This is a genomic window from Streptomyces olivaceoviridis (genome assembly GCF_014650115.1).
In the GTDB taxonomy this organism is placed as follows: domain Bacteria; phylum Actinomycetota; class Actinomycetes; order Streptomycetales; family Streptomycetaceae; genus Streptomyces; species Streptomyces olivaceoviridis.
Genome location: NZ_BMUI01000025.1, coordinates 45,575 through 64,781 on the forward strand (window position 1 = coordinate 45,575; position 19,207 = coordinate 64,781).

Genomic DNA, 19,207 nt, shown 5'->3' on the forward strand with positions numbered 1-19,207 from the left:
ACACGCAACACCTCCACGAGGTCGAAGCCGGCTGTCCCTGGTTCGCCATCACCTATCAGCCTCGTCCCCCGGCCCCGGCCGAGGAATCCTCGCCAGCTACCCCAGGACTGGAGTGACCAGCCGTGTCCGACACACCCCCCACCCCGCACGCCCCCGACGACAACCTCCGCTTCAAGCCCTACACGGCCAAGGCCGCCTGGCCGTGGCAGGACCTGGCCGCCGATCGCGCGACCTGTCCCGTCGCGTACTCCGCCGAGCTGGACGCCGTCCAGGTCACCTCCTACTCGGGAGTCAAGGAAGCCCTGCTCCGGCATGACGCGCTGTCGAGCACCTACAGCGACCTGTGGCCGCTGGACGAGCCCCTGCCCGAGCACAAGCAGGTGCTCGGCGCCTCGGACCCGCCGCGCCACACCCGGCAGCGCCGGCTGCTGGTCAAGGCGTTGTCGGCCTCGCGCATCCAACACATGCGTCCGTTCAGCGAGAGACTCGCCGACGACCTCGTCGACGAGATCATCGCGACCGGGCCCGTGTTCGACCTCGTCACCGCCTACGCACGTCGGATGAGCGAGGGACATGTGGCGGAACTGCTGGGCATACCCAGCGGAGAACGCGACGCCTTCGCCCGGATGGCGCAGCTGTTCGAGGCGAGTATCGAAGACCGCGCCAACCACGGATTCAGCGCTGAACTCAACGACTGGATCACGCACCTGACGGAGCTCGTGCGTTCACGGCGCGCCGGCGAGGACACGGGCGACGACCTGATCACCCAGCTGTGTCTGGCCGAGGTGGAGGGCGACCGGTTCGACGAGAAGGAGATCGCCGCCCTCATCCAACTGCTGGCCGGAGCGGGCATCAGCACGACGCAGCAGGCCATCGTCAACCTCGTCTACCTGCTGGACACGCATCCCCAGCAGCGGACCGCGTACCTGGCGGACATCAACGGTCTGACGACGAGCCTCGTCAACGAGGGGCTGCGCTTCGACGGCCCGGTCCTCGGCCTGTGGCGCAGGTGCCTGAAACCGACCACCGTGCAGGGCACCCGGATCAACGTACTCGACAAGGTGTTTCCCGTGGTCGCCGCGGCGAACCACGATCCTGAGGCATACGACCGTCCGGACGAGTTCGTCATCGACCGTGACTGGTCGGCGCTGCCGCCGCACCTGTCCTTCGGCCACGGCATCCACTACTGCGTCGGTATGAACCTCGCACTCCTCGAACTCCAGGTGGCGATCAGCACGCTGTACCGACGACTGCCCGGGCTGCGGACCGTGAAGGGCTGCGAACCCCGGCAGATGCCCGGCCCCGTGGTGCGGAGCTGGCCCACCCTCTCGATGGAATACGACTCGCCGGCCGGGGTGCGGAACACATGACCACACACGACAGAGAGTCCGATTCCACCACATCACGGATGACTGGACTACCCTCCGCCATGGACGCACCCCACTTCCACGACGACCTGCGTGGCTACCTGGACGCCCTGGAAAGGAGGGGGGACCTCAACCGAGTGACACGCGAGGTCTCCGCCCACCTCGAAGCCGCCGCCGAAACCCGGCTCAGCGTCGAACGCAGGCTCCCGGCCCCCTTGTTCGAGAACATCGCCGGGGTGGCCCCGGGGTTCCGGCTGCTCGGCGGTGTGGCGGCACTGAGTTCGCACCCCGACAAGCCCATGGCCAGGGTGGCGGCAACCCTGGGAATGCCCGTCGACACAAGCGCGGCCGACATCGTCGACCGTCTCTGCCACGTGATGGACGCGCCTGCCGTACCTCCGGTCGTGGTGAGCCGCGACCGGGCGGCGTGCAAGCAGAACGTCCTGCTCGGCGACGACGCGACGCTCGACCGTTTTCCCATACCCCGCGTCCACGAGGAGGACGGCGAACGGTATGCGAACACCTGGGGCATCGTCGTCACGTCCACCCCCGACAAACGGTGGACGAACTGGGCCATCACGCGTGTCATGTACCTCGATGGAAAGCGGATGACCGGACTGGTCCGGCCGACGGCACACCTGGGGAAGATCTGGCAGGAGTGGGTCGACCTGGGCGAACCCATGCCCTACGCCCTCGTGCAGGGCGGACCTCCCGCCGTGTGTTATGCCGGGGGCCTGCCCATTCCCCACGAGGTCGACGAGGTGGACTTCGTCGGCGCACTGCACGGCCGCCCCGTCGAGCTCGTCGCCTGCGAAAGCGTGGATCTGCTGGTGCCGGCCACCTCCGAGGTGGTCGTCGAAGGACACGTCTCCGTCACCCGCGATGCCACGGAAGGGCCCTTTGGGGAGTACGCCGGCTACATGCCGACCGCGACCTCTCAAGAACCCGTCTTCTCCGTGGAGGCGATCACCCACCGCGACGACCCCATCTGGCCGCTGGTGGCGGAGGGACGGCCGGTGGACGAAACACACACCGTGTCGGCCGTCGGACACGCAGCCGTCGTGCTCAGAGCACTGCGCCGGGCACACCTGCCGGTGACCCTGGCATGGATGCCGCCGTCGACCGCCGCGCACTGGCTCGTCGTCACCGTCGCGGACGACTGGCGCGAGCGGCTGCCCGGCCTGGACACCGCCGCCCTCTGCCACCGCATCGGAGAGGTACTGAGCGAGGTACCCTCCGGACGTCTCGCGTCGCATGTCTTCGTCCTGGACGACGACATCGACCCCACCGACGACGCCGACCTGATGTGGGCACTCGGCACCAGAGTCCATCCGACACTGCGCCGCGAGGAATGGACGGGACCGATCCTTCCCCTCGTGGCGTGCTACACGCCGGAGGAGCGCCAACGAGGCCGGGGCCCCGTAGTGGTGCACGACGCCTTGCAGGCACCGGCCGGAGCCGGACGACAGGTACAGAGTTCGTTCGCCCAGGCCTACCCGGCGGAGATCCGGGCACGTGTGCTTGCCGCTCAGCAGCGGACGGCCAGGACCGGGCCGAAGTGTCGGTGATCAGGTGCGGCTTGCGTATGGCCGGTGCCCCCTGCGGGGGCGCCGGCCATACGGATGTAGCGGCGCGAGGGCGCAAGCCGCCCAGGTCGCCAGTCCCCCTTCGTCCGGGGTGGTGATCGCGACCGGGTAGGTTCCGGACATGGTTGACGACTGGCGGACGGATCGGATCGGGAGTGCCCTGCGAGGCGAGAACCCCGCAGTTGTGCGGCGCTTGAACGCGGGGTTCGCAGCGATCGGCGACGCGCAGTTCCTCCCGGGCTACTCGGTGCTCCTGGTGGACGATCCCAAGGTGGAAAGACTGTCGGACCTGCCCAGGGACAAGCGACTGGCCTTCCTGTCCGACATGGACCGACTCGGAGAAGCAGTCGAGCGAGCATCCCGTCGCATGGATGCGGCCTTCCGGCGGGTCAATCTGGAGATCCTGGGCAACACCGACGGGTTCCTGCATGCGCACGTATGGCCCCGGTTCGAGTGGGAGCCGACCGACTTGGCGCGCATGCCGGTATGGCTCTACCCCCGCGACAGGTGGACCGACGAGCAGTACGCACTCGGTCCGCAGCACGATCCGCTGCGCAAGGCGATCGGGCACGAGCTGGACCGTCTGCGCTCGACGACCTGACAGCAGGCGCATCCTGAGGCGGTCGCGGCTCGTCAATGAATCTCCGGGATGGAGGGGAGGGGTGTCCGGGGTTGCGGCGACGCCGACGACCGCCGGACAGGTCGGCAGGCGTCGGTAGGATCAGCGCCCTACGCGTCACAGGAGCACGAGCGGCCCGGGCGCCCACCACCCGATCGTGGACGCGAGCGTGTCTCCCATGGGGTGGCGGGCCGAGTAGAACGTCCTGGGCGGGACAGGGACCGCCGTGACTCCGCGCGGTGTGCCGGGGCTGGTTGGGAGAGCATCGTGGCTGGCCGTCGGTTCAGGCGATGACCTCCGGCCGCTGTCTGGTGGCGAGGGTCAGCGGCGAGATGGATTGCGTGACCGACCCGGTGTTCCGCCGTGCTCACCGCGCTGGCGGGCAGCGCTCAGTTCATGCAGTTGCGCGCGACCGCCCGCAAGCACCGCTGGGCCGACCACAGGACTGTGAAGGCCGGGGCCAAGGACTCGTCGAATGCCCGGCGGTAGCCCGGACTACCGGGAGCCCGCCACAGGCTGCCGCTTGTAGAAGGACTCCTCCAGGTAGGCGGCCTCGTGCGGCTGGTAGTGCTCCTCCAGGTAGACGGCCTCGTCTTCGTCGAGTTCGACGTCAACCGCGGCGACCGCGTCGGCCAGTTGGACCGGCTTGGTGACCCCGACGATGGGCGAGGTCACCGCCGGGTTGCGCATGACCCAGGCCAGGGCGACCTGGGCCGGGGACAGACCCCGCTTGCCCGCGATCTCGTGGACGCGCTCGGCCACTGCCTGGTCCCCGTCGCGGTAGAGGATCTTGCCGCCCGGGTCTGTTGCGGCACGCGCCGTGGCAGTGTCCCGGACCCGCGTCAGCCTGCCCCGCGCCAGCGGGCTCCACGGGATCACGCCGATGCCCTGGTCGGCGCAGAGCGGGAGCATCTCCCGCTCTGCTTCTCGGTGGATGAGGTTGTAGTGGTCCTGCATCGACACGAACCGGGTCCAACCGTTCAGGTCAGCCAGGTACAGGGCCTTGGCGAACTGCCAGGCGTACATGGAAGAGGCGCCGATGTAGCGGACCTTCCCGGACTTGACCGCGTCGTGCAGCGCCTCGAGGGTTTCCTCGATCGGAGTGTCGTAGTCCCAGCGGTGGATCTGGTAGAGGTCGATGTAGTCGGTCCCCAGTCGCTTCAGGGAGGCGTCGAGCTCGGCGAAGATCGCCTTGCGGGACAGCCCGGCGCCGTTCGGGCCGGGGCGCATCCGCATCCAGACCTTGGTGGAGAGAACGACCTCCTCGCGCCGGGTGAAGTCCTTGACCGCCTGACCGACGATCTCCTCGCTGCTTCCGGCGCTGTACCCATTGGCCGTGTCGAGGAAGTTGACGCCGGCCTCAAGGGCCTGCTTGATGATGTCCCGGCTGGCGTCCGCGCCCAGCGACCAGGGCTCACCGCCCCGGTTCGGCTCGCCGAAGCTCATGCAGCCGAGGGTGATGGCGGAGACTTCCAGTCCGGTCGTTCCGAGTTTGGTGTATCGCATGCTTCGGAATCTAGGAGTTGGAGTGCGCGCTAACGCAAATTCGGAGGCATGGGGCATGTGGGACGTCCTGGTTGCGCCGTCCGTCCCGCTGTCGGCGCAACCGCGCTTGCGGGTCCTGCGCGATGGCCCGCAGCACCCTGGTGTGGTTGGTCAGGAAGGCCCACCGCCGGTCTGGGTCAGTCATCATTTGGTGTCCACGACCAGGTGCCGCTTGCGGCACCCTTCGCGGACGGGTTCCGGTGGGCGGCGTCGCAGGCCTCGCTCAGGGACTTGCGGATCGTGCCCGCGTCGGTGATCTGGTGGCCGTTGGCGCGGGCCCAGGTGCGGATCGCGGCGAGTTCTTCCCGGGTACGTCCGCTGTCGAGCCCGGGGCCGAATGGGTCGCCTTCGCCCCGGACCGCCGCACCCCGCCCTTCCGGGGCGGAGCGCTCTGCGCATTGCCGCCTTGGGCCCGTTGGGCAGCGGCGTGCTCTTCCGCCGGGCAGGAGCCGCGCGGGCCGCCGGTGGGGAAACGCCGCGGCTGCGGCGCGGGAGCCGGGGCGGGGCGGGACAGCGAGGGCGGGGCGGTGGCCCCGGCGGGTGTGCCGGGAGAACGGCGTCAGCAGCAGGCCGGTCGCTGCCCCGGCGGCGAGCAGTCCGTCCGGCCAGTACGGGCCCCAGCCGGGCGTGTGCCTGACGGCGACCTCGACGGGCGAGATGAGCACGAGCGGCGGCGCCCGTCAGCCGCACGACGCACTCCACGGCACCGGGCTCAGCTCCCGCCAAGATCACTGCCTCGCCGTCTCCGCGCAGCACGTCGGTGTCGCCGCGTTCCGCTTGTTCGCGCCTCCGGCCTTTGTGACACCGGCATTGCGATCACATGGCGCCCTCCCGGGAGGGCTGGCGCGGAACGTGATCACAGCCGGACAATCAATGCCGGTCGGCGTCTCGCCCGATGCACAGAGCCCGACTGCCGCTCGCAAACCCCTCACCGCTCCACCAGGGCGGCGTATCCTCCGCCCTCAGAAAGTGTCAGGCCCATGCCATATCCCGGCACACTCTCGCCGGCTCCCCGCGCCGCCACAACCGTCGAGATCCGCTCGCCCAGGACGGCGGGCTCGTGATCCGACACGTGACACGCAAGGCCGCAGGATGGCTCGTCATGATCGTCGTCGCCACCAACGTGACGTATCTGCTGGCCGCCTGGTTCCTCGACCCGAGGTCCAACTATCGGGGGCTGCGGCCGGTCCGCACCGAGGAGCAGATCGACCACGCGCTGGCGCCCTACAACCTGGATCCGCGGGCTCCCCTGGCGGACCGGTGGTGGCACTGGTTCAGCGACGTGCTCCTGCACTTCGACTGGGGGAAGTCCCCTGTCGGGGCGTCGGTCAACTCGGAGATCGGTTTCCGGGTCGTGGTCAGCGGCCAGTTGGTCACCGCCGCGACACTGCTGTCCGTGGTGGCGGGTGTGGCGCTGAGCGTGTTCACCGCCTCCCGGCAGTACGGGTGGTGGGACCGGATGACCCAGCTTGTCTCCGTGTTCCTCTTCAACGTCCCGGCGGCTGTCGCGGCGCTGGCCGTCGTCTTCGCCGGGATCTGGCTGAACCAGCACCTCGGTTGGCGCCTCCTGTACGTCGCCGGTGAGAAGTCCCCGGACGTCAGCGGACTGTGGCCGACGGTCGCCGACCGATTCCAGCACCTCGTCCTGCCGACGCTGAGCCTGACCCTGCTCGGCTATGTCGGTTACCACCTGACCCAGCGCTCGCTCCTGTTGGACAACATCAACTCGGACTTCGTACGCACCGCCCGCGCCACCGGCCTGACACGTGCCCAGGCGATCCGTCGACACGCCCTACGCGCCTCACTGATCCCGACCGCGACATCCGTGGCGTTCAGCATTCCGGCGATCTTCACTGGTGCGGTGATCACCGAGACCGTCTTCGGCTGGAACGGCATGGGCCAGTACTTCGTCCAGACCATCGCCAAGAACGACGTGCACGGTGCCGTCGCCGTCGCGGCTTTCGGGGCCGGCATGACGGCGATCGGTGCGATCCTGGCCGACATCGCCGTCGTCGTCCTCGACCCCCGAGTGCGGGTGAGGTGACGTGGCGACCACGGTGACCTCCCTGCCCGAGCCGCTCGATCCAGGCACGACGAACCCCGGTCCCACGGCCCGTGCGGGCGGCGGACGACTGTATCTGCGGCGTTTCGCCCGCAACCGGTCGGCGCTGTTCGGAGTCGCGCTTCTCGTGCTGCTGGTCCTCTTCAGCGTGTGCGGCGGCTATCTCACGCACTTCTCCTACACCGACGTGGACTTCACCGCACTGACCCAGCCTCCCGGTGGCACGCACTACTTCGGCACCAACCAGGGTGGCAACGACGTCTACGCCGAGGCCGTCCACGGTCTTCAGCGCTCCCTCGTGATCGCCGTCAGCGTCTCGGCACTGACGATCGTGCTCGCCGCGGTGATCGGCGCGGGTGCCGCGTACTTCGGCGGCCACGTCGAAAGGCTGACGCTGACCGTCATCCACTTCCTGCTCGTCGTCCCGTCGTTCCTGATCCTGGCCCTGGTCTCGCATCACCTCGCCGGGGACTGGCGGGTGCTCATCCTGGTGCTGACCGTCTTCGGCTGGATGTCGACGGCGCGGGTCATCTGGTCCGTCTCCACCTCACTGCGCGAGAGGGACTACGTGCTGGCCGCCGAGTTCATGGGAGTGCGGCCGTGGCGGATCATCCTGCGGCACATCATTCCCAACCTCGGTTCCCTGCTCATCGTCAACCTCACCCTGGGAGTCGTCGCCACCGTGCTCAGTGAAACCGCCCTGTCGTTCCTGGGGTTCGGAGTGCAGACACCCGACGTGTCACTGGGCACGATGCTCGCCGACGGATCCGGCACGATCACCACCGCACCGTGGCTGTTCGGCTACCCGGCAGCGCTGGTGGTGCTGCTGACCCTGTCCATGACGCTCGTCGGGGACGGCCTGCGCGACGCGTTCGACCCCCACTCGACCACCGGTGCGCGCGGAGGCCGGCGATGACCGTGGCGACCCCGGGGACGCACCCGCCGGCCGAATCCGCCGCGACAGCACCGGTACTGTCCGTTCGCGGCCTCAGCGTGGCCTTCCCCTCAGAGGCCGGTCCGGTACAGGCCGTGCGGGAAGTGAGCTTCGACGTCCTGCCCGGACGGACGCTCGGCATCGTCGGTGAGTCGGGGTCGGGCAAATCCGCGACGGTGATGGGCGTCATGGGGCTGCTGCCGGAGACCGCCCAGGTGTCGGGCAGAGTGCTGCTGGGCGGCCGTGACCTGGTCGGGCTCGGCGACCGTGAACTGTCCGCGGTGCGCGGCAACGACATCGGCATGGTCTTCCAGGATCCGCTGTCCGCCTTGACCCCGATCTTCTCCATCGGCAGACAGCTGTCCGACGCGCTGCGCGTGCACCAGGACCTGACACGGCAGGCCGCGTGGAACCGCGCCGTCGAGCTGCTGGACCTGGTCGGCATCGCCGAGCCGCACCGCAACGCGCGTGCGTTTCCCCACGAGTTCTCCGGCGGCATGCGTCAGCGCGTCGTGATCGCTCTGGCGATGGCGAACTCGCCGTCGGTCATCGTCGCCGACGAGCCGACCACCGCTCTCGACGTGACGGTGCAGGCGCAGATCCTGGACGTGCTGCGGACCGCCCAGACCGAGACGGGCGCGGGTCTCGTGCTGATCACTCATGACCTGGGGGTGGTGGCCGGGTACGCCGACGACGTGGCCGTGATGTACGCGGGCCGGATCGTGGAGCAGGCGGGCGCGAACGAGCTGTTCGGGCGGCCGACGATGCCTTACACGATCGGACTCCTCGGCGCGGTGCCTCGGCCCGAGGCACGGGCGAGCGGGCAGCTGGTGCCGATCGGGGGCGAACCGCCGTCGCTGGTGGGGCTCTCGGCGGGATGTTCCTTCGCGGACCGCTGTCCCGCCGCCGTGGACCGCTGCCACAGCCAGGAACCACCACTGACCGCGGTACCCGGACACGGCCAGGTGGCCTGCTGGCGCGCCCCTGACATAGCCGGCGGGAATCCGGCGGCGAGTTCGCTGTTCTCCCCGCCCGAAGCGGCCGTCGAAGAGCACCGCCCCGACCGGCAAGTCCCCGGTGAGACCGTGCTGAGGGTCGCCGAACTGGCCAGGACGTTCCCGATCACCAAGGGAGCGCTCCTCAAACGCCGCGTCGGCACGCTGCACGCGGTCAGCGACGTCAGCTTCGCACTGCGGGCCGGTGAAACCCTCGGGCTCGTGGGCGAGTCCGGCAGCGGCAAGACCACCACCCTGCTGGAGATCATGCGTCTGAGGCCGCCCGAGCACGGCCTGATCGAGATCGCGGGCACCGACGTCGCCGCCCCACGCTCCACCGAACAGACACAGCGACTGCGCCGCACGGTGCAGATCGTCATGCAAGACCCCATGGGATCACTCGATCCGCGGCTCCCCGTCTTCCGGCTGCTCGCGGAACCGCTGCAGGCCGTCGGCACGGACCGGGACGCCGTCCGGATCCGCGTAAGCGAGCTGCTTTCCCTCGTCGGGCTGGACGCGTCGCTGGCGGACCGCTTTCCAGCGGCCCTCTCGGGCGGCCAGCGCCAGCGCGTCGCCATCGCCCGTGCCCTGGCGACCGAACCGCGGATCGTGGTCCTGGACGAACCCGTGTCCGCCCTGGACGTGTCCATCCAGGCCGACGTCATCAACCTGCTCACGAAGCTCCAGCGTGAACTGGACCTGGCGTACCTGATCGTCGCTCACGACCTCGCGGTGATGCGCCAGGTGTCCGACCGCATCGCGGTCATGTACCTGGGACACATCGTCGAGAGCGGTGACACCGAGGACCTCTTCACACATGCCCGGCACCCGTACACCGAAGCCCTTCTGTCGGCGATCCCGGTGCCCGATCCACAGGTGGAACGCTCTCGCGAGCACATCGTGCTCAAGGGCGAGCAGCCCAGTGCGTCGCGCCTCCCGCGAGGCTGCGTCTTCGCCGACCGCTGTCCGCTGTACCCGCTGCTCGACGGCGGGACACAACAGCGCTGCCGCACCGAACGGCCCCTCCTGCGCCCGGCGGCATCCGGAACCGACCACCGCCACGCCTGCCACGCCCGCTGACCGGTTCCCTTCCCTTCCGCAGCGGTGCCGCGACGCGTGGCACCGCCCCACCCCACAGAGAAACGGATCAACTCCCCATGCGATCGAGTATCGCCCCGGCCTCCGCGCTCACCGTCGCCCTCGCCCTCGCCCTCACGGCCACCGCCTGCAGTTCCTCCGGGGCCGGCGCTCCGGACGCAGGGAAGACGGGAAGCGGCTCGACGCCCGCAGTCGCCTCGGCGAAGGTCGACTACAACCCCCAGCCGTACGACAACATCAAGGACGGGGGTACGTACACCACGCCCGGAACCTTCGACGACCAGGGCAACCCGTTCAACGCCAACGCCACGCTCACCGCGAGCCGTGTGTGGTTCTGGTACAACCCGGATGTCATCACCTACTCCCCCACAGGTGACGTGCGGTACAACCCGGACTACCTCAGTGACGTCAAGGTCACGGTGACCGGCGGCAACCAGCGGGTGATCCTCACACTCAACCCCAAGGCCGTCTACAACGACGGCACCCCGATCGACTGGCGGGCCGTGAAGGCTACCTGGCAGGCCAACAACGGCTCGAACAAGGACTACAACGCGACCAACACCGAGGGCTACCGGAACATCGTCTCGGTCACCCGCGGCACCGACGACCGGCAGGCCGTCATCGACTTCAAGGGAGTCGACCCGTGGTGGTCGAGCCTGTTCACGACGTTCCTGCATCCCAAGGCCGCCACAGTCGCCAACTTCAACGACGCCTACGTGAAGAAGGCGCATCCCGAATGGGGCGCGGGTCCCTACACCGTCGGCACCTTCGACACCAAGAGCGGCAACCTCACCTTCGTCCGTAACCCGAAGTGGTGGGGCAAGAGAGGCAAGCTCGACAAGCGGGTCTACGTCAACCTGGACTCCGAGGCCGCCGTCAACGCCTTCAAGAACGGGCAGGTCGACTACGCGTCCACCGGCAGCGCCGAGGGCTTGAAGCAGATCAGCGGCGTCGAGGGAACCGAGATCCGTCGCGGCGGCAGCCCCTTCGAGTACTCGCTCTACGTCAACTCGAAGTCCGCGGTGCTCAAGGACGTCGACGTGCGCAAGGCACTGCTGGAGAGCATCGACAGGACACAGATCGCCAGGATCCAGTTCCAGGGCCTGGACTACTCCGAGCCCCTTCCCGGCTCGGCGCTGCTCTACAGCTTCCAGAAGGGCTACTCGGACAACGTCTCATCGGTGATCAAGTACGCGCCCGACGACGCCAAGAAGACGCTCGACGCGGCCGGCTGGAAGGCCGACGGCAACGGCGTCCGGGAGAAGAACGGCACCAAGCTCAGGGTGGGCTACACCCTGCTCGGCGACGACCCGCTGGAGAAGGCGACGGCCAACGCGTTCGCCGCCATGCTCAAGCCGGTCGGCATCCAGGTGGACATCAAGAAGGCGGACGAGGCCGACTTCTCCAAGATCCTCAGCGATCGCGACTTCGACCTCTTCCTCTCCGGCAACCGCTCCACGGACCCCTTCGGCGCTCGCTACCTGTACCAGTTCTACGGCACCGGCAGTGACTCCAACCTGACCGGCACCGGAACCCCCGAACTGGACAGGGAGATCCACGCGGCGTCCCGGATATCCGACCCCGCGAAGCAGACGGCCCAGGCCAACGCGATCGAGCGCAAGGAACTCGCGCAGTACGCCTTCCTGCCGCTGTACAGCGGTCCCTCCGTCTACGGTGTCAAGAAGGGGCTGGCCAACGTGGGCGCGACGATCTTCGGCACCCCCCTGCCGGAGACCGTCGGCTGGCAGAAGTGACTGCTCATCACCGTGCATGACACACCCCGGCCCTGACGGGACGAGCCCTGGCGGCATCTCCCTGCCCGGTTCGGGCCGGGGCGGCGGACCTGCTACCGCCGCCGCACGCTCTGGCTCGACTTCTGCCTGTGGCAGGCTCAGCCCGTGTGCTGCACCTTCTGTCGACTCCTCCGCGTCCGCGACACCCCGCACGGCGTCCTCGCTGCGCCCATGGCACTGGTCGGTGGATGGGCGACGGGGGTGCTGCCTCCCGAGCCGCTGTCGAAACGCTGCTCTGCGCCGGGGTTTCGCTCAGCGCGCGTTGCGGGTCTTGCGGCGGCGTACTGCGAGGGCGGTGCCGCCACCGGCGGCGATCAGCGCGGCGGCCACGCCGACGACGGCCGGGGTGTTGTCGTTCGTGCCGGTCTCGGCGAGGTCGGAGCCCTTGGCCGCAGTCGGCGCGACGCTGTTGGTCTTCATGGTCTTGTCGATCCAGCCCGCGTAGACGGGCACGTTGGTGTAGAGGCCGGGGCCCTGCGAGCACGGCACGTTCGGGGCGCCGGGCCCCGAGGTGACGCCGATCAGCTCCCAGCGGCCGTTCCGGCCCCTTTGGATCTGCGGTCCGCCGGAGTCCCCGAAGCACGCCATGGCCTTGGGCACGGTGGAGATCGTGCACAGCCGGGTCCGGTCCGCGTAGCCGGGCGCGCACTCGGACTCGGCGCCCCTGCGGGTGTTCAGCTCCCGCAGTCGGGCCGGGAACTTGAACCCGGTGTCGACGGTGGTGCCGAAGCCCAGGAGCCGGGTCGGGGTGCCGGGCGGCCCTGCCTGCTCGGCGATCTTGATGGGCTGCTGGGCGACCGGGCGGTCCAGGCGTATCAGCGCGATGTCGTTCTTGTTGGCGGCCTTGTCGTCGCCGTTCGCATAACCGGGATGGACGAAGGTCCGGTCGATCTTCCGGACGGTGCCGCCGGACTTGCGGTGGTCGCTGCCGACGCGCACGATGCCGTCCAGCTTGAGCCCCTCGACCTTCACGCAGTGAGCCGCCGTCAGCACCCACTGCTGGTCGATCAGCGACGCCCCACAGTTCCCGTCGCGCAGACCCTGGTCCGGGGCCGACGCCGGAATGACCGCCATGAAGGGGTAACTCTCGGTGGAGTCCGCCCCGTTGACAATGGCTCCGGCGCTGCCGGCCAGGACAGTGACGCAGGACGCGGCGACGAGAGCGCCGACGGCAACGGTGCGGGCGGTACGGCGGCGCGGCGGCTTGAAGCTGAACACAGAGGGTTCCCTTTTGCTGGGTGGATCCGAACACGTTCAGCCTCGCTGCCCGGAACCTGCCGCACCATCCGGCCAACGGGTCGGTCGATGGTATGGCCAGCCCCCTCTGTACCGGGAAGAGGAGAGCGTCCTGGACGGTCCGACGGTCCGCTGCGGATGTGGCGGCAGGCCGCGGTGGACGCACGCGGCCTGTGCGGGGTGTCCGTCACCGTCTACCGAGTATCCGTCCAGCGGGGCCTGGGCGGCGGCCAGGCTGCTGACAGGAGCGGGGGTGGGCAGTCGCGGGCGGGCGCTCTCCGCGCGGACCTGCTCGATCGCGTGGACCACCCACCGCTGGGACACCCGCCCCCGACGCCGCCCACGGCTGATGAACCTTCACCAGGGCACGGGCGTTCCGTCCCAGGAGAAGAAGTCACCGAAGGGGTCACAGCCACAGCGGATCGTAATAGCCTGAGGTCGCGCAGAGTCCTTACATCAGTGACCGTAGGAGTGCCTCACCGTGCCTGCCCGGCCCGCACCGACCACCGACGACGCAGGTCCTTCCCGGCAGGAACGGAGATCCCTGCTGAGGGACCCGGGCTTCTTGAGGCTCTGGTCCGGTACCACCGCCTCCGGCCTCGCCACGTGGGCCCTGCCGTTCGTGCTAGGGCTGGCGGTGTTCCACGGCACGATCACCGCCATCGACCTGGGCGCCTTGCTCGCCGCCCGCACCGCCGGCTTCCTCGCGGCGGTGCCCGTCGCCGGCGTCCTCGCCGACCGGCACTCCCGCAGGGGTGTGGTCCTGTGGTCCGGTCTCGCCGGAGCGGTCGCGCTGCCCGTGACGGCCCTCGCCCTCGACCGGTCCACGCCGCTCACCGCACTCGCCTGCGCGGTCGCCGGCGCGGGGCAAGGCGCCTGCCGGCCCGCCTTCCAGGCGCTGGCCGCCGAAGTCGTCGACGAGGCCCACCGCCAGCACGCCAACGCGGCACTGACCCTCGCGGTGCGTGTCACCACCCTCGCCGGGCCCTCCCTGACGACGCTGGCCGCCCTGGCCCTCGGCGACCGGGCGCTGCTGCTGTGCGTCGGACTGCTCTGGCTCGCCGCCGCCCTCCTGCCGGGAGGCGGCGCACGTGCGGACGGCGGAAGCACCGTGCCTTCTGGCCGGCCCACGCGGACGGGCCTGCTGAAGGAGTTCGCCGAGGGGGTGCGGGAAGCCCGGCGACATCCGTGGTTCCTGGCCGGCCTGGCGGCCCTGACGGCGGTCATCGCCACCGGGTACTCGGCCACCGGTGTCGCTCTGCCGCTGGTCAGCCGCGACGAGTACGGCTCGGGGGCGGTGCTCGCCGGCGCCACCACCGCGTACACCGCCGGAGCCCTCCTCGGGGCCCTGCTCATCGCCCGCCGGCGCCCGCGCACCCAGGGCTGGGCGGCACTCGCGGGTCTGGCCGCATACGGGTTCGCGCCGCTGAGCCTGATGACCCATGTGCACCCGATCGCGGTCATGACCGCCTACGCCGTCGCCGGCCTCGGTATCGAATGGTTCAACGTGCCCTGGTTCACCGCCACCCAACGCGAGGTCGCCCCCGACAAACTCGCCCGGGTCTCCTCACTGGACTTCCTGCTCTCCTACGGTCTCGCCCCGGCCGGGCTGGCCCTGATCGCCCCCGCCATCGACGCCTTCGGCACCGGCCGGGTCCTCGCCGCCTGCGCGGCGGTCTGTTTCGCCGCCCCGGCTCTCGCCGCCCTCGTACCCGGCACACGCCACTTCTCCGGGCGAGCCACCCGCTCCTCGCCCGGCGGACCGCCGACGGGCGGCCCCAGGTGAGCGTCCCCGGCCCGCCTGCCGGTGAGAGCGGCAAGGACCTCGGCGCGCCCCCATGTCGCCCCGTCCCGCCACCTCCGCGCGGCGTTGAGCGCTCCCCCAGGGGCACGACCCGCCGTACACGAAGGCCGCACCATCCACCATCACGGTGACCCAGGTCACATGATGCGCCGGGAACTTCCCCCGCCCTCGCCCCGACTCCTGTGCTGCAACCGCCGACCAGGTTGCCGCCGATACAGGGAGAAGAGGGTCCGAGATGCCCGAACGCCGGATACCGCCGGACGCGCAGGCCGCACCGGTGAGTCAGGCCCTGAGCCCGGAGCCGGGCGCGGACGTGCCACCGTCGCCGCGCCCGGCGGGCGAGCCGACCACCAGCGCCCCCCGTGCGGTGCCGGGGCCATGGAGCAACCTGCGGCCCCTGCTGCTGCGCCTGCACTTCTACGCCGGAATCCTCGTCGGCCCGTTCATCCTCGTCGCCGCTGTGACGGGACTCGCCTACACCGTCACACCGCAGATCGAGTCGGCGCTCTACGCGCACGAACTCAAGGTGACGCCGCGCGGAGCCGCCGAGCCGCTCGCCCATCAGGTGGCCGCGGCACGGCGGGCGGTCCCCGACGGCACTCTGCTGTCGGTGACGAAGGGCGCGGGTCCCACCGACTCCACCCGCGTCACCTTCGAGAAGGACGGCTTGCCCGAGGGATATACGCTCACCGCCTTCGTCGACCCGTACAACGGCAAGGTGCTCGGACAGCTGAGGACGTTCAGCCAGTGGCTGCCGGCCCGGGCGTGGCTCGACGACCTGCACCGGAACCTTCATCTGGGCCACTTCGGCCGCAACTACAGCGAGATCGCGGCGAGTTGGCTCTGGGTGGAGGTGCTCGGGGGCCTCGCCCTGTGGGCTGGGACCACGCGCAACCGTCGACGGCTGCGCCGTCTGCTGCTGCCGCGCGGCGGTGCCGGAAGCCGCAAACGCACCCTGTCCTGGCACGGTGCCGTCGGTCTGTGGGCCTCCGTCGGCCTGCTCGCCCTGTCCGCCACCGGCCTGACCTGGTCCGCTCATGCCGGCGCGAACATCGGGCGGATCCAGGACGCCTTGGGCGGCAGCACTCCCTCGGTGTCCACGGCGCTGCCCCCCGGCGAGGGGACCGGCGGAGGCACGGAAGACGTCAAGAAGGACATCGGGATCGACGCGGCCGTGGCCTCGGCCCGTCACGCCGGCCTGGTCGGTGTACTCGTCGTCACTCCGCCCCACGACGAGCACTCCGCCTATGTCGTGGCGGAGAACACCCGCAGTTGGCCGGAACGGCAGGACTCCGTCGCGGTCGACCCGGCCACCGGCAAGGTGACGCAGAAGCTGAAGTTCGACGACTTCCCGCTGCTCGCCAAGCTGACGTCCTGGGGCGTCGACGCGCACATGGGGCTGCTGTTCGGCCTCGCCAACCAGATCGCCCTGGCCCTGCTCGCCATCGCCGTGATCGCGATGACCCTGTGGGCCTATCGCATGTGGTGGCTGCGCCGGCCGACCCGCGCGGAGGGGTTCGCCGTCGGGCGCGCACCCGCGCGCGGGGCCTGGCGCAGGGTGCCCGGCCGGGTGCTCGCGCCGGTCGTGCTGCTGGCCGCCGTCATCGGCTACTACGTGCCGTTCTTCGGTCTGCCCCTGCTGCTGTTCGTCCTGGTGGACGTGGCCGTCGGAGCCCTGCGGCGGCGCCGGGCGGAGGTGCGGGGATGATCGCGGCGGCCGGACTGCGCTGGATCCTGACCCTGCTGTTCGCCGTGTCCGTCGTCCACGCGGTGTGGCGAGCCGTCCTGCCCGGGACGCGGGCCGCTGACCGGGTGGACCACACGCTGCACGCGGCGATGGGCGTGCTGATGACGGCGATGGCCTGGCCCTGGGGCATGGACCTGTCGGCCGCGCCCCAGGTCGTACTGTTCTCGGCGGGAGCCCTGTGGTTCGCGGTCGCGGCGCTTCTCCGCTTCCGCGCCGACGGCTCGCGCATCGCGGCGGTGCTCGCCGCCTGGCCGCACGTCGTGATGACAGCGGCCATGGCCTGGATGGTCGCGGCGATGGACGCCTCCGGCTCCATGGCGGGCCACTCCGGCGGGGGCGGCATGCACGAGATGCACATGGCGGGCGCTGACGGCCTCGCCTCCATGAGCCTGTCGGGCACGGGACCGAGGCTGGTGGCGGGGGTGCTCGCCGCCGTCCTGGCCGGCATCGGCCTGGTCTGGCTGACCCGTGCTCTCGACCTGGCGCGCGCCTGGGACCCGGCACCTGGGCGGGCCCCGAGAACCGCGGCGCCCGGGGAAGGCGTCGCCGGAGCTCTGGCGTTCGGATGCCATGCCTCCATGGCACTGGGCATGGCGGTGATGTTCGTCCTGCTCGTGTAGGGACCGGCGCGCCGGCGGCGAAGCGGGCCACAGGAGCGGTCCGGGCCGCCGCCCCGAGGCACATCCGCTGCCCGCCGGGGCGGCGGATGTGCCTCGGGGCGTGAAAAAGCCTGGGGCATGGACTGGTTTCCGACTGACCCGGGTAACCCTTATTGCAACTAAGATGCAACAGCAACTAACAGGCAATAAGGGTGTGAGGTCCATGACGGTCCGACGGATACGGACAGCCGCCGCAGCGGCCCTGCTCATCGGTGTCGCCGCCTGCTCGGCGCCTGGCGACGGCACGGGCAGCGGCGACCTGGCCGACTCCGTCGTGATCGGGGTGGCCTCCGAGCCGGACACGCTCAGCCCACTGCTCGGCTACGGCAAGGACGGTGCCTCGAAGATCTTCGACGGCCTGCTCGCCCGGGACGCCGACCTGAAGCTGAAGCCCGCGCTGGCGAAAGCACTCCCCACGGTCGGTGACAACGGCCTGACCTACACCTTCGCCCTGCGCGACGGCGTGAAGTTCAGCGACGGGAAGCCACTGACCTCCGCCGACGTGGTGTTCACGTACGAGACGATCCTCGACGCGGAGACCAACAACCCCCACCGCAGCGAACTGGACGCCATCAAGAAGGTGCGGGCCGACGGCGAGGACCGGGTCGTCTTCACCCTCAAGTACCCGTACGCCGCCTTCGTCGGGCGCACGGTGCTGCCCATCGTCCCCGAGCACATCGCCGGCGCACAGGACCCCGACACCGGGGCCTTCAACACCGAACCGGTCGGTACCGGTCCGTACGTCCTGGCGTCCTGGCGCAAGGGCGAGAAGCTCACGTTCAGGGCCAACCCCGGCTACTGGGGCGGTGCGCCGAAGGTGAAGAAGCTGACCATGGCGATCATCGAGGACGACGACGTGCGTGCCACCCGGCTGCGCTCCGGCGACCTCGACGGCGCGATCCTGCCGCCCAACCTCGCCGCCACCTTCCGCAACGAGAAGGCGAAGAAGACGTACGAGGCGAAGACCTACGACTTCCGCGCGGTCGCCCTCCCCACCGGGAACAAGGTCACCGGCGACCGCGCGATCCGTCAGGCCCTGGACGCCGCCGTCGACCGCCGGGCCATGGTCGACAAGATCCTGGACGGCGCCGGTCGCCCGGCGTACGGGCCGCTGCCGGTCGACGACCCCTGGTTCGCCAAGGGAACCGAGCGCAGGCAGGACCTCGCCAAGGCCAAGCGCATCCTGGACCAGGCGGGCTGGAAGACCGGTGACGGCGGCATCCGCGCCAAGGGCGGGCAGCGGGCCTCCTTCACCCTCCTCTACCCCTCCGGCGACAAGGTCCGTCAGGACCATGCCCTGGCATACGCCTCCGACGCCGAAAGGGCCGGCATCGAGGTGAAGGTGGAGAGCGCCACCTGGGACGTCATCGAACCGCGCATGGAGAACGACGCGGTCCTCGCCGGCTTCGGAACCAGCGGCGACCCCGACTACGGCCTCTACACCCTGCTGCACTCCTCGCTCGCGGGCGACGGCTTCAACAACATGGCCCGCTACGACGACCGGGACGTGGACAAGGCACTCGACACCGGCCGCCACAGCTCCGACACGGCGACCCGCGAGGCCGCGTACGACAGGCTCCAGCGTGAACTGGTGAAGAACCCCGGCTACACCTTCCTCACCCACATCGATCACCTCTACGTTCTCGCCGACCGGTGGGACGGGCTGACCACGCAGGTCGAGCCGCACGAGCACGGCTTCGCCAGCGGTCCGTGGTGGGACGTCGAGGCCTGGCAGCCGAAGAAGTGAACCGGCTCCCGTGGG

General features: G+C 69.9%; 14 protein-coding genes. 11 read left to right on the plus strand and 3 right to left on the minus strand.

Going from position 1 to position 19,207, the window contains the following annotated elements:
* Positions 1–122: 122 nt before the first annotated feature.
* The 3 genes from IE273_RS33875 (at position 123) to IE273_RS33885 (ending at position 3,554) form a co-directional block, all read left to right on the plus strand.
* Positions 123–1,370, plus strand: a complete 1,248-nt coding sequence (locus IE273_RS33875; protein ID WP_189818956.1) for a cytochrome P450 — start codon at positions 123–125, stop codon at positions 1,368–1,370.
* 59 nt (positions 1,371–1,429) lie between these two features.
* On the plus strand, positions 1,430–2,935 hold the full coding sequence (locus IE273_RS33880) for a UbiD family decarboxylase (RefSeq protein WP_189818957.1): 1,506 nt from the start codon (positions 1,430–1,432) through the stop codon (positions 2,933–2,935).
* A 139-nt stretch (positions 2,936–3,074) separates the two neighbouring features.
* Positions 3,075–3,554 carry an HIT family protein gene (locus tag IE273_RS33885; protein ID WP_189818958.1) on the plus strand — a complete coding sequence of 160 codons (480 nt, stop codon included), beginning with the start codon at positions 3,075–3,077 and terminating at the stop codon, positions 3,552–3,554.
* A 513-nt stretch (positions 3,555–4,067) separates the two neighbouring features.
* Here the strand turns inward: IE273_RS33885 and IE273_RS33890 are convergent.
* Positions 4,068–5,078 carry an aldo/keto reductase gene (locus IE273_RS33890; protein WP_189818959.1) on the minus strand — a complete coding sequence of 337 codons (1,011 nt, stop codon included), beginning with the start codon at positions 5,076–5,078 and terminating at the stop codon, positions 4,068–4,070.
* Between the two features lie 176 nt (positions 5,079–5,254).
* On the minus strand, positions 5,255–5,782 hold the full coding sequence (locus IE273_RS33895; protein WP_229887808.1) for an Lsr2 family DNA-binding protein: 528 nt from the start codon (positions 5,780–5,782) through the stop codon (positions 5,255–5,257).
* 395 nt (positions 5,783–6,177) lie between these two features.
* On the opposite strand from IE273_RS33895, the gene IE273_RS33900 reads away from it, so the two are divergent.
* The 4 genes from IE273_RS33900 to IE273_RS33915 all read left to right on the plus strand — a co-directional run bounded on the left by IE273_RS33900 (position 6,178) and on the right by IE273_RS33915 (position 11,960).
* Entirely contained in the window at positions 6,178–7,161 is a 984-nt protein-coding gene (locus tag IE273_RS33900; RefSeq protein ID WP_189818960.1) for an ABC transporter permease, read from the plus strand.
* A 1-nt stretch (position 7,162) separates the two neighbouring features.
* Positions 7,163–8,095, plus strand: a complete 933-nt coding sequence (locus IE273_RS33905) for an ABC transporter permease (protein ID WP_373309433.1) — start codon at positions 7,163–7,165, stop codon at positions 8,093–8,095.
* Complete coding sequence (locus IE273_RS33910; protein ID WP_189818961.1) at positions 8,092–10,188, plus strand: dipeptide ABC transporter ATP-binding protein; 2,097 nt, start codon at positions 8,092–8,094, stop codon at positions 10,186–10,188. The genes IE273_RS33905 and IE273_RS33910 overlap by 4 nt, the downstream gene beginning before the upstream one ends.
* Before the next feature lie 77 nt (positions 10,189–10,265).
* Positions 10,266–11,960: an ABC transporter family substrate-binding protein gene (locus IE273_RS33915; protein ID WP_189818962.1), complete on the plus strand. Its 1,695-nt coding sequence runs from the start codon at positions 10,266–10,268 to the stop codon at positions 11,958–11,960.
* A 291-nt stretch (positions 11,961–12,251) separates the two neighbouring features.
* Here the strand turns inward: IE273_RS33915 and IE273_RS33920 are convergent, their stop codons facing one another.
* Positions 12,252–13,217: a S1 family peptidase gene (locus IE273_RS33920; RefSeq protein WP_189818963.1), complete on the minus strand. Its 966-nt coding sequence runs from the start codon at positions 13,215–13,217 to the stop codon at positions 12,252–12,254.
* 499 nt (positions 13,218–13,716) lie between these two features.
* Between IE273_RS33920 and IE273_RS33925 the strand changes: the two genes are divergently transcribed.
* The 4 genes from IE273_RS33925 to IE273_RS33940 all read left to right on the plus strand — a co-directional run bounded on the left by IE273_RS33925 (position 13,717) and on the right by IE273_RS33940 (position 19,192).
* Entirely contained in the window at positions 13,717–15,021 is a 1,305-nt protein-coding gene (locus tag IE273_RS33925) for an MFS transporter (RefSeq protein WP_268257528.1), read from the plus strand.
* Between the two features lie 253 nt (positions 15,022–15,274).
* The gene (locus tag IE273_RS33930; protein WP_189818964.1) at positions 15,275–16,747 is read left to right on the plus strand and encodes a PepSY-associated TM helix domain-containing protein; all 1,473 of its coding nucleotides are present in this window, start codon (positions 15,275–15,277) and stop codon (positions 16,745–16,747) included.
* A complete protein-coding gene (locus tag IE273_RS33935; protein WP_189818965.1) occupies positions 16,744–17,406 on the plus strand; it encodes a DUF5134 domain-containing protein in 663 nt (220 codons plus the stop codon). The genes IE273_RS33930 and IE273_RS33935 overlap by 4 nt, the downstream gene beginning before the upstream one ends.
* Before the next feature lie 202 nt (positions 17,407–17,608).
* Positions 17,609–19,192: an ABC transporter substrate-binding protein gene (locus tag IE273_RS33940; RefSeq protein WP_189818966.1), complete on the plus strand. Its 1,584-nt coding sequence runs from the start codon at positions 17,609–17,611 to the stop codon at positions 19,190–19,192.
* Positions 19,193–19,207: the final 15 nt, after the last annotated feature.